At 40.4% G+C, this 16,398-nt stretch carries 12 protein-coding genes and 1 pseudogene; 7 read left to right on the forward strand and 6 right to left on the reverse strand.

Annotated elements, in window-relative coordinates:
- Positions 1-173: 173 nt before the first annotated feature.
- Positions 174-218 (forward strand): annotated as a pseudogene (gene spfP, locus QQJ93_RS16470) (small protein SpfP); the annotation flags it as partial.
- A 596-nt stretch (positions 219-814) separates the two neighbouring features.
- On the opposite strand, the gene yihA reads toward spfP, so the two are convergent.
- Positions 815-1,534 (reverse strand): ribosome biogenesis GTP-binding protein YihA/YsxC, encoded by a 720-nt coding sequence (gene yihA, locus QQJ93_RS00320; protein ID WP_222104088.1) that lies wholly within the window; start codon positions 1,532-1,534, stop codon positions 815-817.
- A gap of 182 nt (positions 1,535-1,716) precedes the next feature.
- On the opposite strand from yihA, the gene QQJ93_RS00325 reads away from it, so the two are divergent.
- From QQJ93_RS00325 to hemN, 5 genes are all read left to right on the forward strand, one after another.
- Positions 1,717-2,334: a c-type cytochrome gene (locus QQJ93_RS00325; protein ID WP_089124702.1), complete on the forward strand. Its 618-nt coding sequence runs from the start codon at positions 1,717-1,719 to the stop codon at positions 2,332-2,334.
- 167 nt (positions 2,335-2,501) lie between these two features.
- Positions 2,502-3,140, forward strand: a complete 639-nt coding sequence (locus QQJ93_RS00330) for a class I SAM-dependent methyltransferase (RefSeq protein WP_089124701.1) — start codon at positions 2,502-2,504, stop codon at positions 3,138-3,140.
- A gap of 30 nt (positions 3,141-3,170) precedes the next feature.
- Complete coding sequence (gene yihI / locus QQJ93_RS00335) at positions 3,171-3,746, forward strand: Der GTPase-activating protein YihI (RefSeq protein WP_089124700.1); 576 nt, start codon at positions 3,171-3,173, stop codon at positions 3,744-3,746.
- A 55-nt stretch (positions 3,747-3,801) separates the two neighbouring features.
- Positions 3,802-4,290, forward strand: a complete 489-nt coding sequence (locus QQJ93_RS00340; protein WP_089124699.1) for a DUF2489 domain-containing protein — start codon at positions 3,802-3,804, stop codon at positions 4,288-4,290.
- Positions 4,291-4,438: 148 nt separating this feature from the next.
- A complete protein-coding gene (hemN, locus tag QQJ93_RS00345; protein WP_179949228.1) occupies positions 4,439-5,812 on the forward strand; it encodes an oxygen-independent coproporphyrinogen III oxidase in 1,374 nt (457 codons plus the stop codon).
- Between the two features lie 304 nt (positions 5,813-6,116).
- Here the strand turns inward: hemN and QQJ93_RS00350 are convergent, their stop codons facing one another.
- From QQJ93_RS00350 to glnA, 5 genes are all read right to left on the reverse strand, one after another.
- The gene (locus QQJ93_RS00350) at positions 6,117-8,699 is read right to left on the reverse strand and encodes a bifunctional diguanylate cyclase/phosphodiesterase (protein WP_089124697.1); all 2,583 of its coding nucleotides are present in this window, start codon (positions 8,697-8,699) and stop codon (positions 6,117-6,119) included.
- A 173-nt stretch (positions 8,700-8,872) separates the two neighbouring features.
- Positions 8,873-10,285: a nitrogen regulation protein NR(I) gene (gene glnG, locus QQJ93_RS00355; protein ID WP_089124696.1), complete on the reverse strand. Its 1,413-nt coding sequence runs from the start codon at positions 10,283-10,285 to the stop codon at positions 8,873-8,875.
- Positions 10,286-10,341: 56 nt separating this feature from the next.
- Positions 10,342-11,427: a nitrogen regulation protein NR(II) gene (gene glnL, locus QQJ93_RS00360; protein WP_089124695.1), complete on the reverse strand. Its 1,086-nt coding sequence runs from the start codon at positions 11,425-11,427 to the stop codon at positions 10,342-10,344.
- A 176-nt stretch (positions 11,428-11,603) separates the two neighbouring features.
- A complete protein-coding gene (locus QQJ93_RS00365; protein WP_089124694.1) occupies positions 11,604-12,263 on the reverse strand; it encodes a DUF4124 domain-containing protein in 660 nt (219 codons plus the stop codon).
- Positions 12,264-12,422: 159 nt separating this feature from the next.
- Positions 12,423-13,832 (reverse strand): glutamate--ammonia ligase, encoded by a 1,410-nt coding sequence (glnA, locus tag QQJ93_RS00370; RefSeq protein ID WP_089124693.1) that lies wholly within the window; start codon positions 13,830-13,832, stop codon positions 12,423-12,425.
- 701 nt (positions 13,833-14,533) lie between these two features.
- Here glnA and typA point away from each other — a divergent pair.
- Entirely contained in the window at positions 14,534-16,363 is a 1,830-nt protein-coding gene (typA, locus tag QQJ93_RS00375) for a translational GTPase TypA (protein WP_089124692.1), read from the forward strand.
- The last annotated feature ends 35 nt before the right edge of the window (positions 16,364-16,398 follow it).

A 16,398-nucleotide genomic window follows, 5' to 3' on the forward strand; every position in this document is an offset into this window, starting at 1 on the left:
TACATTTATTTCTATGAGCCACCTCACTAGGTGGCTTTTTTTTATTCGAAATAAAGTTTTGATTTTGTTTGTTAATTTGTAATTTTCACAAAAAAGATGAAAATTTAGTACAGAAAAAGCTTGATCTGAGTATCATTTCCGGTAGATTAAGAGGCGTAGGGTACAGAGGTAAGATGTTCTATCTTTTAGACCTTTTGTTTCACGTTATTGGATTAGGCTGTTTCAGCCGCCCCAGTCAGTTTTTGACTGGGGCGTTTTTTCTTGTGGAAAAGGAAAAATAAAACCAATTAACTACCTGAAAGTAAACGTAATAAAATTATACACTCTCAATTAAAGGCCCTGTGCTAGTCTCAATTTCTCATCGAGAATATTCTGATGAGCAAGCTTTATCTCTCTTCACTCCAGAGCAAAATTCATTCTGTAGTAAAATAACAGAATAAATCACCACTTCTTGATGCTATTACTGATTTAATTTACCAATGAAAACAAGATTGTGAATTGCTTCGGAAATTTTTTGTAACTTTTGTGAAAATTAGATGATTGGTGGGGGTAGTTATCTGGATACTCTTCAAGGTTAAGAGGTTGGGATGGCGCTAATCTTGTGTTTTTTATGCTCTTGGTCAATGCTTCTATTATTCAAGTGAAGTTACTTGGGTATAAAACACAATTAGAAAACCTCCATTTCTCTCCCATTTTCCCCACTGGCCGCCATGCTTTTGGGGATTTCTTTTATCTGAATTCTGACAGATATCATCCGATATAAAAAAGCAGCCAAAGTTTCCTCGGGCTGCCTTAAGTGAATATTTAGTCGGTGTTAACTTTTGCTTATATCATCCTGAATTTCAGGGTTGGTAATGATGACCTCATCTTCAGCCGCAAACTCGGCAGCAAGCTCTTCGCGATGTAGTTGCTCAAGCACTTGCTCGCTCATTAAAGCTGGAGCAAACCATGAATCGAGTTTGTTACGTAGTTGATCGACCCCAATTCCTTTTAAAGAAGAGAATACGTCAACTTGTACGTCACCGCAGAAAGCCATCGATGCTTCACGGATTTTTAGCAATTGCGCTTTACGTGGGCCTTGTTTCAATTTATCGGCTTTGGTCAGAAGAACTTGAACCGGAATATTGACTTCTACTGCCCAGTAAATTAACTGTTGGTCGAGATCTTTCATCGGATGACGAATATCCATTAATACCACGAGACCTTTTAAGCATTCGCGTTTTTGTAAATATTCACCAAGTGACTTCTGCCACTTCTTTTTCATTTCAATTGGCACTTGAGCAAAGCCATAGCCAGGTAGATCGACAATGTGACAATTTTCTGTCACTTTAAATAAGTTTATTAACTGAGTTCGACCCGGCGTTTTACTGGTTTTCGCTAGGTTTTTCTGATTAGTCAATCGGTTTAATGCGCTGGATTTGCCAGCATTAGAACGACCTGCAAAAGCAACTTCAATGCCTTCGTCTTCAGGAAGATGGCGAATATCTGGGGCACTCGTAATAAAGTGGGTATTTTGATAATGGATTTTTTCCATATTTGTTAACTCCATCTCCACTTTTGTAGAGGAATGATTGCTTTTATGTATAATTGTGTACAATTGGTTTACTTGTCTGGGCAAGACTAAAATAAGTATCCCCAAGTAACCGTTAGACATAGTGTACCATGAACGCTTATGTATCGTGGTAGTGGAAGCTGAATAATTATAAATGGAATGTCATGAAAAAATTAGTATTCATTATTAGTTTAGTTGCCAGCTGCTCTGTGTGGGCACAAGGTGATATTGAAGCAGGGAAAGAAAAATCTGCAACTTGTGCTGCTTGTCATGGTGCCGATGGTAATAGCGTGGTGACTCAATACCCTAAGCTAGCCGGTCAACATGTTAAGTATTTAGAAAAGCAGCTGCATGACCTTAAATTAGGTATGAGCAGCGGTGGTAAACAAGGTCGTTATGATCCTGTGATGAGTGCTATGGCGATGCCATTGACTGAAGAAGACATTGCTGATATTTCAGCTTATTACGCCTCATTGCCACAAAGTGAAGGTTCAACACCTGAAAATGTAGTGGAAAAAGGCAAAGCACTTTATTTTGCGGGTAATGCTGAAAAAGGTATTACCGCTTGTGCTGCATGCCACGGTCCTCGTGGACATGGTATGGAATTAGGCGGCTTCCCAAAAATTTCAGGCCAACATGCTGAATATACCAAAGCTCAATTAGAAAAATTCCGTTCCGCTGATCGTAGTAATGATTTAAATGGCATGATGCAAGATGTCACTAAGAATCTAAGCGATGAAGACATTGATATTTTGTCTAAGTACATCGGTGGTTTGCATTAAGCTCTAACATGAGCTTGGCGACATAAATTATTAAGCCCTCAACAAGTGTAAATTTGTTGAGGGTTTTGCTTTTCTAAGAAAAAATCTTTCGCGAAATTGCTTAATAAAACTCCACTCTAACCGCCATTTCTGGTATGTTGCGCATCCTTAATCTAAGGGGTGATTTTATGCATACCTGTCCATTGTGCCAAAGTAGCCAAATCGATATCTTTTATCAGGATAACCGTCGTCAGTATTTACAGTGCCAACAGTGTGTTTTGGTATTTGTAAATCCAGAGCAGCGTGTCGATGCTGAAGCTGAAAAAGCGGTGTATGATTTGCATGAAAATGACCCTCAAGATCAGGGCTACCGTCGCTTTTTATCACGTATGGCAGACCCATTACTACAACGTATCGCTCCGCAATCGCAAGGCTTAGACTTTGGATGTGGACCGGGTCCTGCGTTAGCTATGATGCTAGAAGAAAAAGGCCATCAATTGGCGTTGTATGATCTTTACTATTACCCTAATAAGCAGGTTCTACATCAACAATATGACTTCATTACCGCAACGGAAGTTATTGAACATCTCTTTACTCCCAACCTAGTGTGGCAACAGTGGCTGGATATGTTAAAGCCGGGTGGTTGGCTTGGTGTGATGACGAAGTTAGTCAAAGATGTAGATGCATTTGCAAATTGGCATTATCGACATGATCCTACTCATGTGGTGTTTTTTAGCCGAGAAACCTTTGAGTTCTTAGCCAATCGTGACCAACTGCAACTTGAATTTATCGGTAATGATGTCATGTTACTGAAAAAGGCCGAGTAATAAATTTCGGCTTTAAAATAGGAAAAAAGAATGTCTCGTAAGAAAAAATCTAGAAAACCTGGCTCAACTGGTTCTGAAGAAATCATTGTTACTCGTAACCGCTCAGAATCCGATGTGGAAGGTCGTTTACGTAAACGTCTCAACAAACGTAAAGGTTTGAAAACTGGTAGCCGTCATTCAGATGGTTCTGGTGCACATAACCAACGTAGTCAAGGCGGTTCTAAAGATCCTCGCCATGGAAGTAAAAAACCGATTCCTTTGATTGTGGAAGCGAAAGCAAAACCGTCGAAGCAACAGCGTAAGCTGAATGCCGAGCAAGAACTTGAAGCGATCCAAAATGATCCTCAATTGAATGTATTGATCGACCGTTTAGACAACGGTGAGAAGTTAGGTGCAGGCTTGCAGACCTATGTCGATCAAAAATTAGACCGTTTAGAAGCATTAATGAAGCAACTTGGCATTTTTGATGAAGATGACATGGTAGAATCTGAGCCAGAAGAGCAGGCTGTGGATGACAAACCTGTATCTAAGAAATCGAAAAAATCCGCTTCAGATGATGATTTACTTTCACAATTTGAAGATCTAGATTTAAACGATTTTAAATAATGTATAACCCTGCTGCTGACTTAGATCCAGCAGGGTGTTTAGCGGAAGGAATTTTATGCCGATCGTATTGTTAGCCATTGTTGGAGCCATCATTATTGTTGCTTTAGCCAGCTATGCTGGTTTTTTGCTGATCAAAATGAAAAAGCAGAAGCAACTGATTGAAATTCAACAACAAAGAGCAATTGAAAAGCGTAACGCCAATATCTTTGAAAATGTGAATACCTTATGTATGGCAGGTATTCATGAGCAATGTGATTTATCTGAAATCGTGATTCGAGTGTATTGCATCATGGATTATGTCCAGGGTGATCAACGTATCGACTTTGCTCTGGATTATCCTGCGATTTATGAATTGTATGATGTCGTGAAAGATATGGCCCGCGGTGAAGATAGACAAAAGCTCGCCAAACAAGATCGAATGAAACAAAATCTAGCGCGTCAGAAAGCCGAAGCGCGCTTAACCGATCAAATTATTGCTGAGCTTTCTTCTCTTAAAGAACGAATCGCACCGCTAAATAATCAAATTCCAATAAAAATGATGTAGAACAAACTAGGCTCGTTTTTAGCCTTTGTGGGTATATTAATATTGGGTCACAATCGGTATTGATAGCTTGTCGATATTGCATAGCTTAAAGTCTAAGTGACTAAGGCATATTCAATAAGTGTTGTTGAAATAATAAGTGGAAGTCATGATGTTAAAAGAACAAATCGTGTGGGATCAAGCAATGCTGGAAAAGTATAACTATTCTGGCCCTCGTTATACGTCCTATCCAACTGCGGTTGAGTTTCATGAAGCGTTCACTATCTCTGATCTCGATATGGCTTGTGCTGATTATCCAGAGCGACCACTTTCACTTTATATTCACATCCCATTTTGTCATAAGCTTTGCTACTACTGTGGCTGTAATAAAGTCATTACTCGTCATCAACATAAAGCCGATGATTACTTACAAGTATTAATTCAAGAAATCCGTGAGCGAGCACCGCTGATTCAGCAACGCCAGGTAAGTCAATTGCATTTTGGGGGAGGAACACCAACTTTCTTAACTAAAATCCAAATGACGCGCATTATGACCGCTCTACGTACCGAATTTACCTTTACGGATGATGCTGAAATTAGTATTGAGGTTGATCCACGTGAAATTGAGCTAGATATGCTCGATCATTTACGCGCTGAAGGTTTTAATCGCCTGAGTATCGGTGTGCAAGATTTTGATAAAGAAGTTCAGCAATTGGTGAATCGTGAGCAAGATGAAGATTTCATTGTTGCCATGGTTGCAAGAGCCAAAGAATTGGGATTCCGTTCTACTAACCTAGATTTAATCTACGGCTTACCGAAACAGACACTTGCGACCTTCTCGCATACACTAGAAAAAGTGTTAGCCATGAAACCGGGTCGATTATCGATTTTTAACTATGCGCATATGCCACAGTTATTTGCTGCTCAAGCTAAGCTCAAAGAAGAGCATATGCCGAGCGCAGAACAAAAAATGGCGATTCTGCAATATACGATTAAAACCCTTACCGATGCTGGTTATCAATTTATTGGTATGGATCACTTTGCTCTGCCAGATGATGAATTGGCGATTGCTCAACGAGCGGGTGTATTGCACCGTAATTTCCAAGGTTACACCACTCAAGGTGATTGCGATTTGATTGGTTTTGGTGTGTCATCGATTTCTATGGTTGGTAATAGTTACGCACAAAACCAAAAAGAGCTGAAAAAATACTATGCTCAAGTTGATGAGCAACGTCATGCGTTATGGCGCGGTGTGGTATTAGACCAAGATGACTTGATTCGTCGTGAAGTGATTAAGCAACTGATCTGTAACTTTACTCTCGATAAAGTTGGAATAGAAAAAGAGTTTAACCTCAACTTTAATCAGTATTTTAAAGAAGACTTGGCATTACTGAAAACTTTTGTTGATGACCAGTTGGTTGAAGTTACCGATTCGCATATTACGGTGACCTTACGTGGCCGTTTATTGATTCGTAATATTTGTATGTGCTTTGATACTTACCTACGAACTCGTGCTCGTCAGCAGCAGTTCTCTCGTGTGATTTAATTAAAAATCCTTTAGTGGCAGTGTTATACCAATTCCAACAAATAACTGATCATCTTAGCTTGTTAAAAAACTCGCTAACTGCGTTATAAAATTTGTATGTAGAACCACTACTAATAGAAATTTTGTGCCTTATTATCAAGCTTTTTTCCTACGCTAATTTAGACCACTTATTTATCGGAATTGGTATTAGTCATCATATGATCTAGACACAACATATTTTAGAAACAGGGTGTCTTATAAACAATAATGCCGCGATCCCATTGGAGTCGCGGCATTTTTTCATCGCAATTAACTTTAGCTTAGTTTATTTAAGTGGGAAGTTAATGGCCCATTCTTTGAGTGGAGAGGGGCGGCCATAATAGAAGCCTTGTACCTGTCCACATTTTAATTCAGCCAAGACTTTCGCTTGTTCTGCAGTTTCAATGCCTTCTGCGACTACTTCGATATTCATATCACGAGTTAATGATAAGATTGCGGCAGCAATTGAGTTGTGACCATTTTTTTCGGTTAAGTCTTTGATAAAGGCTCGGTCAATCTTCAAGCAATCAAATGGAATCGTCTGTAGATAAGCTAGTGAAGAGTAACCAGTGCCAAAGTCATCGATAGCAATACCGACATTCATTGAGCGAATGGTCTTAATATTTTCCAGTAATAGTGGGTTATCATCAATTAAGTTACTTTCTACCACTTCTAACATCAGGTTATTTGGCGAGAGTTTGGTCTTTTTTAAGATGTATTTTAATTCAGATATAAATTGTTCGGAAGCGAGCTGATCGACTGCTACATTGACATGGATATGGAAGTTTTCAGGCCAACGGCCAGCATCAATTTCATTTTGAGTATCTTGGCATGACTGTAATAAAATTTGATAACCGATTTGATGAATCAAGCCAGTTTCTTCTGCAATCGGAATGAATTTCATTGGTGGGATCAAACCTTTGCTTGGTGATAACCAGCGAGCCAGTGCTTCTGCACCAATAATCTTACCGCTTTCTAGATCAACCAAAGGTTGGTAGAAAGGTACAAATTCGCGGCCTTTTAATCCCTCACTAATTTGTAAGATAGTTTGAGTACGTTTTAGTGAATATTCTTCGATTTCAGGTGAATAAGTGGTTTCTTTTGCGTGATTCTTTTTTGCATGGCTTAAGGCAATACTTGCCTGACGAAGTGCTTGCTCTAGAGCGTTATTATTAATGTCGCTAGTACCGATTACCGGAGACAATAAGATATTTTCCATGCCTAAGCGTATCGGTTTATCGAACGTTCGGATAATCAAATTAATCAAATCTTGTTTGTCATTTGATTCCATATTTAATGTAACTAATGCAAATTCGCTACTGCCCACTCTTGCTTGGAAACTGTTAGCGGGTGCAATAGTTTTGATGGTTTCGGCAATCGCTTTAAGTAGTTGATCGCCCGTGTTATAACCCAAAGTATCATTGATATTACGGTAGCTATCAAAGCCAATAATAAATACAAACCCATTGAGTCTTTTGTGATTCTTAACCGATTCAATTAAACCCTCACGACTATAAAGACCAGTTAAAGAGTCAAAGGCGAGTTGTTTATGTAAATCAGTAAATGCAACTTGTAAATTGGTAGCCATTTCATTGAAAGACTTAACTAAAGTGTAAGTCTCAAAGGTTTGACCGAAAACGGGCAATTGAGTATTCCATTCTTTTTTGGCCAACTTTTGCGCAGCTTTAGCTGTTTGTGTGATAGGTGAAGTGACTCTAGTTAAGAAAATAAAGCCCGTTAGGCACAAAAAGATAGTACTGCCGATAATGGTGAGGTTCATTATATTCTGCTGGCTAGACATTTTACTCAGTACTTCCGATTCCGGAATCGAAATCGCAATATGCCAGTTCAGCCCGTATTGGTCATTAAAGGGTATGACATAACCAAAATGTTTTTTGTTATCGAGTGAAAATTCAAATAGTTGCTCATCACTAACTGATTGCGATAAATAGGCTTTTGATGCGGCTTTGATTACGGGATCGGTACTGGCGTATATCGCACGGCGACCACCTTCAATTGAAAGTGGATTGTTAGTCTCGGTTTTAGGGGCATCTTCACTAATAATACTTAGTTCGTCTGATGATTCAGATTGAGCGACTAAATGTTGGTTGGCATCAAAAATAAATATTGAGCGATTATGTTGACTTTTCTGTTCAGTAAGTAATTGATTAAAAGTGGAAGTTTTAATATCAGCAGCGATTACGCCATACAATTGGCCTTTATCAACGATGGGAGTGAGAGCTGAAAGAGTAATCTCTTTTTTCTCATCATTATTGATATAAGGTTCAGACCACATTTGTTTACGGGAAAACGCAACAGGTGCATACCAAGGACGTGGGTGCATATTGTAATCTTTGACTCGATATAGCTCCTTGGCGTCTCTTGTATTACCATCAAAAACGACAAGATCATTATTGGTCGTTTCATCTTTTAATAATAAAGACAAAGAGTGGTCACTTTCTTTACGAAAGCCGTAATAATAACCTGTTTTATCAACACCAATATTTAAAGTATCAAGTTGAGGGAGCTGATTTTTAATGCTTTGATAGGTATCAAATAGAAAGCTCGTTTTATCTGCCGAAGTGCTAATTGGTTCTTGAAAGTGATGAATAACTGATTGGCTCAAGGTAGAACTGATAATAAAAGAAGGGTAGAGGTAATTTCCTAAGTTGGTTCTCACAGTTTGCGCAAGGGTGGTTAGCTCTTTTTTACTGATGTCTTCTAAAGTATTTTGGTAGCTAATTGACTGAATGACAAAAATTAGCGCACTCATCGCAAATAAGATGAGAGTCAGAGGTAAAATAATAGCAGTGCGTAGTGATAAACGTGGTGCTTTCATCTGAGCCAATGTATGTAGAAGATAGCCCATAATTATAAATCAAAACTGGTTATCGAGTATGTATTTTTTAATAAAATAGCGTACTTATGCAGGTTTTATTACCTTTGTGAATATAGTTATTCAGTTGTCATTTGAGTGATTGATGAGTTGTTTGTTTTTTATAACACATCAACCACTCAATTATTAAAGAGTGATTATTGAGTTTAATCTATATTGAGTTCTTTTAATTTCCTGGTCAAAGTATTGCGTCCCCAACCCAATAATTTTGCTGCATCTTGTTTATGACCATTAGTATGGGTTAGCGCGGTTTGCAATAAAATACGCTCAAATTCAGGTTGAGCAATATTCAACAGTTCTGATTCTCCGGCGGCTAAAGCTGAACGAGCCCAACTTTCTAATTGTTGTTGCCACGATCCGCTGCTGCCGTCTTGCTCTGTTGGGCGCTTTTCATTGATCAGTTCAGAAGGGAGATCGTTAGGAAGAACTTCGCTGCCACTTGCCATGACAGTTAACCAACGGCAGATGTTTTCTAGTTGGCGTACGTTACCAGGCCAAGGAAGTCGGTTTAAGGTTTCAACCGTGCTTGGGTGAAGGGTTTTCATATCAACGCCTAACTCATCGGCTGCACGGCCTAAAAAGTGAGAAGCCAGTTTTTCGATATCTTGGCGACGCTCACGTAATGCTGGAATATGAACACGAATGACATTTAGACGATGGAATAAATCTTCGCGAAAATCACCTTGGTTGACTAGCTTTTCTAAATTTTGGTGTGTGGCAGCAATAATACGTACATCGACGCTAACCGGAGCATGGCCACCTACTCGATAAAACTGCCCATCCGCCAACACCCTTAATAAACGAGTTTGAATATCCAGAGGCATGTCGCCAATTTCATCTAAGAATAAAGTACCGCCATTGGCTTGCTCAAAGCGCCCTTGTCTGACGCTATTGGCACCAGTAAATGCGCCTTTCTCATGACCAAATAATTCTGATTCAATGAGATCTTTAGGAATAGCGGCCATATTCAAAGCAATAAATGGATTTTTTGAGCGTGGACTATGGCGATGCAAGGCATGAGCGACTAACTCTTTACCGGTTCCTGATTCACCGTTGATTAATACTGAAATGGAAGAACGAGATAAACGGCCAATAGCACGAAAGACTTCTTGCATCGCGGGCGCTTCACCGAGAATTTCCGGTGTAACGGTTTTTAGGTTCTCTGTACCACTAGTCGCATGTTTTTGCTCATAGCTATGAGTGATGGCACGCTCAACTAAGGTAAGGGTTTCATCAATATCAAATGGCTTAGGTAGGTATTCAAATGCACCCGTTTGGTAAGCATTGACCGCGGCATCTAAATCCGAGTGTGCTGTCATGATGATTACCGGTAAATCCGGGTGGCTGGTTTGTACTTGTTTTAGTAATGCTAAGCCATCCATACCAGACATACGAATATCTGAAATTAAAACATCTGGGGTTTCACGCTCTAACGCCAAAATTACACTTTCCGCATCAGCGAATGTTTCACACTGGATATTGGCAGATGATAATGTTTTTTCTAATACCCAACGGATTGAGCTGTCGTCATCAACGACCCATACAAATCCTTTACTCATATCCTAATTCCTTGCGCAAGTTCGATAAATTAAACAACATCTGGCTTTCCCTATTTTTAAACCGTTTGGATCGGTAAATAAATGGTAAATACGGTATGGCCAGGCCAACTTTCAACGTCAATTTTTCCGTTATGTTGGTCGATAATATTCTGTGAAATAGATAACCCGAGTCCGGTACCGCCTTCTCGACCACTAACCATGGGATAGAACAAGGTGTCTTGTAATTCACTTGGAATGCCGGGACCGTTATCCATAATTTCAATACGAGCAACCAATTTATGGCGTTGACCATGAATGTTTGCTTGGTAGACGGTACGAGTTTTAATCGTAATGGTGCCGTCAGGTTGTGACGCTAAAATTTGTGCCGCGTTACTCGTAATGTTTAAGAAGGCTTGTTCGACCTGATCAGCATCCATCACAATATGAGGCATGCTTGGATCGTAATCACGCTCAATAAGTACTTGGTTACCGAATTCGAGTTCGACCAGTTGACGGGCTTTTTCTATCACTTCATGTAAATTGACCGGGGCTCTTTTTCCAGGCTTTTGCGGGCCAAGTAGGCGATCGACTAAAGCTCGTAGGCGGTCAGCTTGTTCAATAATGATTTGGGTGTATTCGTTTAAATTTGGATCGGGCAACATACGACCTAACAACTGTGCTGCGCCTCTTAGCCCTCCGAGTGGGTTTTTAATTTCGTGCGCTAAGCCGCGAACTAACAGTTTCGCCGCTTGTTGTTGTGCATGTTGATTAAGCTCTTGGCTTAAGCGACGCTGTGAATCAATTTTGCGGATTTCAACCAATAGCATTAGCGTTTGTTTGTCATCGGATTTTACTGAAACAGGGCTAGCGGTTACTTCAAGTAGCATAGGCTTACCATTGATCACGAAAGTTACGTCACTATCGGTAATACTTTGGCCACTTTGTAATGGTTGGGTAAATAAGGCCAAATCCATTGAAGCATGCTGTATTAATTGAGATAAGGCGGTGTTAAGGAGTCGCTTAGCGCTTTGAGAAAATAATTGCTCTGCCGCAGGGTTGGCATAATGAATCGTCAATTTTTCATCGAGTAATAAGGTTGCCGTTACCATATTACCAAGAATCGTGGTAACCAGCTCATCACTTTGAATTGTTTGCTTGGTCATTATGCTCACACCCATTGTATTGCACTAAAAAGGTGCACCTGAACGTTTCAGTATGGAGCATGATAAAATTGAGCACAAACAAAAATACGCTTTTCAATTCTTGTTTTTAAATAGTTAGCTAAGCTGGTGGCTTATTTTAACTAGGGTTAACAACTTATGCTTTGCAGATCATACTTCTACTTCACAGTTGTTCGATGTAGGTGCACTGTGATTGTATTAGATGATGCAATAACCTTGCCGCTTTCGACAACATTCACCAAAAATGTATGTGAGCCTCGATCTATATTTTTTAGTTCCCACAAAGGTGGCGTTTGTGGCGCACCATAAGGTTGCGTATCCATCATTAATTGCAGTGATTGACCGATTTCTAACTTCTTATTGAGCTCGACTTGCACTGTAATAAAGCCTCGATTACTGCGAATTGTTTGATCGTCTTGTAGGCTAATAATCTTTAGAGCAATTTTTTTATCCGCTTCTGCTGATTGCTTTGTGGTGTTGTGCTTATCTTCAGCTAATTCGCTTTTTGTTGCAGGGGGCGTGGTATTTGCCATATTTTCAGTTTCTGGTACATCTTGATCTTTTGGTGAATCAAGCAAGCTGGTCGCTGAGCTTTGAGCTTGGGCAACTTGAGTGCTATCACTGTATTGAGGCTCTGGCGCCGGTGCTTTGATATCTGGTAACGAAAGCACTTCTTTGCTGTTGGCTTTTTCTGGTGGTGGAGTATCACTGAAGTGTGTCACTCCTTTACTATCTGTCCATTTGTAAACTTGCCCTGCCAGAGCTGCTTGACCCATGATCAGGCTAAATAACAATACTGGTATGTGGATCCGTTTCATAATGGGCACCGTTATCGTTGTGTTGATGATTGCTTATTAGTAGCTTAATTGATGGTTACGCGACCACAATAAAAAAAAGGCTCACCTGAGAGGCGAGCCTAAAATTTTCATTGGGTTTACACCGTTACAGAGTAAATCTGATCAGGTAAACCAGTTTGATTATACTGAGTAGTACAGTTCAAACTCTAATGGGTGCGTTGCCATGTTAACACGCTCAACATCTTTTGATTTTAGAGCAATGTATGAATCGATGAAGTCATCAGAGAATACACCGCCAGAAGTTAAGAACTCACGGTCTTCATCTAGTGCTTTCAGAGCGATTTCTAGAGATTCTGCTACTTTTGGAATCTCAGCGGCTTCTTCTGCAGGTAGGTCGTACAAGTCTTTATCCATAGCATCGCCAGGGTGGATCTTGTTCTTAATACCGTCAAGGCCAGCCATTAGCAATGCTGCGAATGCTAGGTATGGGTTGGCTGCTGGATCTGGGAAGCGAGCTTCAATACGACGCGCTTTCGGGCTTGGTACTACTGGGATACGAATTGATGCAGAACGGTTACGTGCAGAGTATGCAAGCATAACTGGCGCTTCAAATCCTGGTACTAGACGCTTGTATGAGTTAGTCGATGGGTTAGCAAAGGCGTTGATTGCACGTGCGTGCTTGATAATACCACCGATGTAGTAAAGCGCTAAGTCAGATAGGCCGCCGTACTTATCACCAGCAAATAGGTTTACACCGTCTTTTGCTAGAGATTGGTGAACGTGCATACCAGAACCGTTATCGCCAACGAGTGGCTTAGGCATGAAGGTTGCTGTTTTACCGTAAGCGTGAGCCACGTTATGTACTACATACTTGTAGATTTGAATCTCATCAGCTTTTTCAGTTAGCGTATTGAAACGACAAGCAATTTCGTTTTGACCCGCCGTTGCTACTTCATGGTGGTGCGCTTCAACAACAAGGCCCATTTCTTCCATGATTAGACACATTGCAGAACGAATGTCTTGAGAAGAATCAACTGGGGCTACTGGGAAGTAACCACCTTTCACGCCTGGACGGTGACCTTTGTTGCCTTCTTCATAAGAAGTCCCGGTGTTCCAAGCGGCTTCTACATCATCAATCTTAAAGAATGCGCCAGAGATGTCATTACCGTATTTGATGTCATCAAATAAGAAGAATTCTGGTTCTGGGCCAACAAGTACTGTATCAGCGATGCCTGTTGAACGCATGTAATCTTCAGCACGTTTTGCGATTGAACGTGGGTCACGGTCGTAGCCTTGCATTGTTGCAGGCTCAAGAATGTCACAACGGATGTTTAGCGTTGCGTCTTCTGTGAATGGGTCAAGTACTGCGCTTGATGCGTCTGGCATCATTACCATGTCTGATTCGTTGATGCCTTTCCAGCCTGCAACTGAAGAACCATCAAACATTTTACCGTCTTCAAAGAAGTCAGCATCTACTTGGTGTGCAGGGATTGAAATATGTTGCTCTTTACCTTTGGTATCGGTAAAGCGTAAATCAACAAACTTAACTTCGTTTTCTGTGATCAGAGAGAGTACATTTTCTACTGACATCTTGGATAACCTCCGGTGTTATTAATACTGTTTGAACGATAAAAGTGATTCAAACGAATGAATCTAGCTTTCAGCGATCTTGATTCTATAAAAAGTAATCAACGATACTTTGAATAAAGCTAAAATCGTGCCAAAAAAATAAATCCTTTAAAAACATAAAGATAAAATTATTTATGCCAATAGGGTGCATTGGGTTGCACCATTTTGGGCGTCGGTTGCATTATTTTGGTGCGTTATGCGCCATGGTGATGCAAACGGTTAAATAACTCGTTCTATTCAGCCGAGAATTGATCGGTTTGTCAATGCAAAAACTAGGGGAAATATGCAACATGGTATGTAGAGCGCATTATTCCTATACCCAAGTAACTTCAAGATTGCCTAAAGGTTTGGATGATAGCTCTGAATTCTGCATCTTGAAGTCACTTAGGGATATATTTTTATGCGGCTTTAAAAGATAGAGGGGGATATTTGAGCTATCTCATTGACTAGGTTGGCTATTTTTTACGTTTAGTCAAAGATAAGTGGACGATTAAGCGAAAGTGATCAAGGTGGTTTACACTAAAATGGTCATTTTCGGGTAATATTTGGCCGCTAATGTGACATATTCCTAGGTTTTTTCGGAAAATCTGGTACATTTACGACCGTTTTTTTAATCAAGTTCGCCCAATGTCTGGGTGTCTTTTATAAGTGAATCGAATTCCATGACTACTCCACAGATTGATAAGTTAAGAAATATCGCGATTATCGCGCACGTTGACCACGGTAAAACGACTTTGGTTGATAAGCTTTTACAGCAATCGGGTACACTTGAATCTCGTGGTGAAGCTGAAGAGCGCGTCATGGATTCAAATGATATCGAAAAAGAACGTGGCATTACCATTCTTGCTAAGAATACTGCAATTAACTGGAATGACTTCCGTATCAACATCGTAGATACTCCAGGACACGCCGATTTCGGTGGTGAAGTTGAGCGTATCATGTCAATGGTTGACTCAGTGCTTCTTATCGTTGACGCAGTTGATGGTCCTATGCCTCAAACGCGCTTTGTAACGCAAAAAGCATTCGCGCACGGCTTGAAGCCAATCGTTGTGATCAACAAAATTGACCGCCCAGGTGCTCGTCCTGATTGGGTTATGGATCAAGTATTCGACCTATTTGATAATCTAGGTGCAACTGATGAGCAGTTAGACTTCCAAGTGGTTTACGCATCAGCACTAAACGGTTGGGCAACCCTAGAAGAAGGCGAAACTGGCGAGAACATGGAACCACTATTCCAAGCGATCGTTGATAACGTTGAATGTCCAAATGTTGATATTCAAGGTTCACTGCAAATGCAGGTGTCTCAACTTGATTACAACTCTTATGTTGGTGTAATCGGTGTATGTCGTGTAACTCGTGGTAGCGTTAAACCAAACCAACAAGTCACCATCGTTGGTGCGGATGGTAAAAAACGTAACGGCAAAGTAGGTACGGTTCTAGGTTACCTAGGTCTTGAGCGTCATGAAGTTGAACAAGCTAACGCCGGTGACATCATTGCGATTACAGGTCTTGGTGAGCTTAAAATCTCTGACACCATCTGTGATGTGAACAATGTTGAGCCAATGAAGCCACTGTCTGTTGATGAACCAACAGTAACGATGACGTTCCAAGTAAATACTTCTCCGTTCGCGGGTAAAGAAGGTAAGTTCGTGACTTCACGTAACATTCTTGAGCGTCTAGAAAAAGAATTAGTGCACAACGTAGCATTACGCGTTGAGCAAACAGACGATCCAGATAAATTTAAAGTATCAGGTCGTGGTGAACTTCACCTTTCTATCTTGATTGAAAACATGCGTCGTGAAGGCTTCGAGCTAGCAGTATCACGTCCTGAAGTTATTGAGAAAGAAATTGATGGCAAACTAATGGAACCGTTTGAAAAAGTGACTATCGACGTGCTTGAAGAGCACCAAGGTGGCATCATGGAAAACATCGGTATCCGTAAAGGTGAGCTGACTGATATGGCACCAGATGGTAAAGGCCGTGTCCGCATGGACTTCTACATGCCTTCTCGTGGCTTGATTGGTTTCCAAACTGAATTCCTAACGCTAACTTCAGGTTCTGGTCTTCTTTACCATACGTTTGAGCGTTATGACGACCATAAAGGCGGCGTAATTGGCCAACGTAGTAACGGTGTATTAATCTCTAATGCAACAGGTAAAGCATTAACCTACGCATTGTTTAACTTACAAGATCGTGGCCGTTTATTTGCAGAACACGCCGATGAAGTTTATGAAGGTCAAGTTATCGGTATCCATAACCGTAACAACGACTTAACTGTTAACTGTCTGAAAGGTAAGCAGCTAACTAACGTTCGTGCTTCTGGTACTGATGAAGCTCAAACGCTTTCTCCTGCTATTAAGTTTACTTTGGAACAAGCTTTAGAATTCATTGATGATGATGAGCTAGTAGAAGTAACGCCAGAAAGCATCCGCATCCGTAAGCGTCATTTGACTGAAAATGACCGTAAACGTGCAGGTCGTGCTCCTAAGTAAGCTATGCTAGATTAAGCGTTTATACGCAATTAAAG

Source organism: Vibrio algivorus, from assembly GCF_030161215.1.
GTDB lineage: Bacteria > Pseudomonadota > Gammaproteobacteria > Enterobacterales > Vibrionaceae > Vibrio > Vibrio algivorus.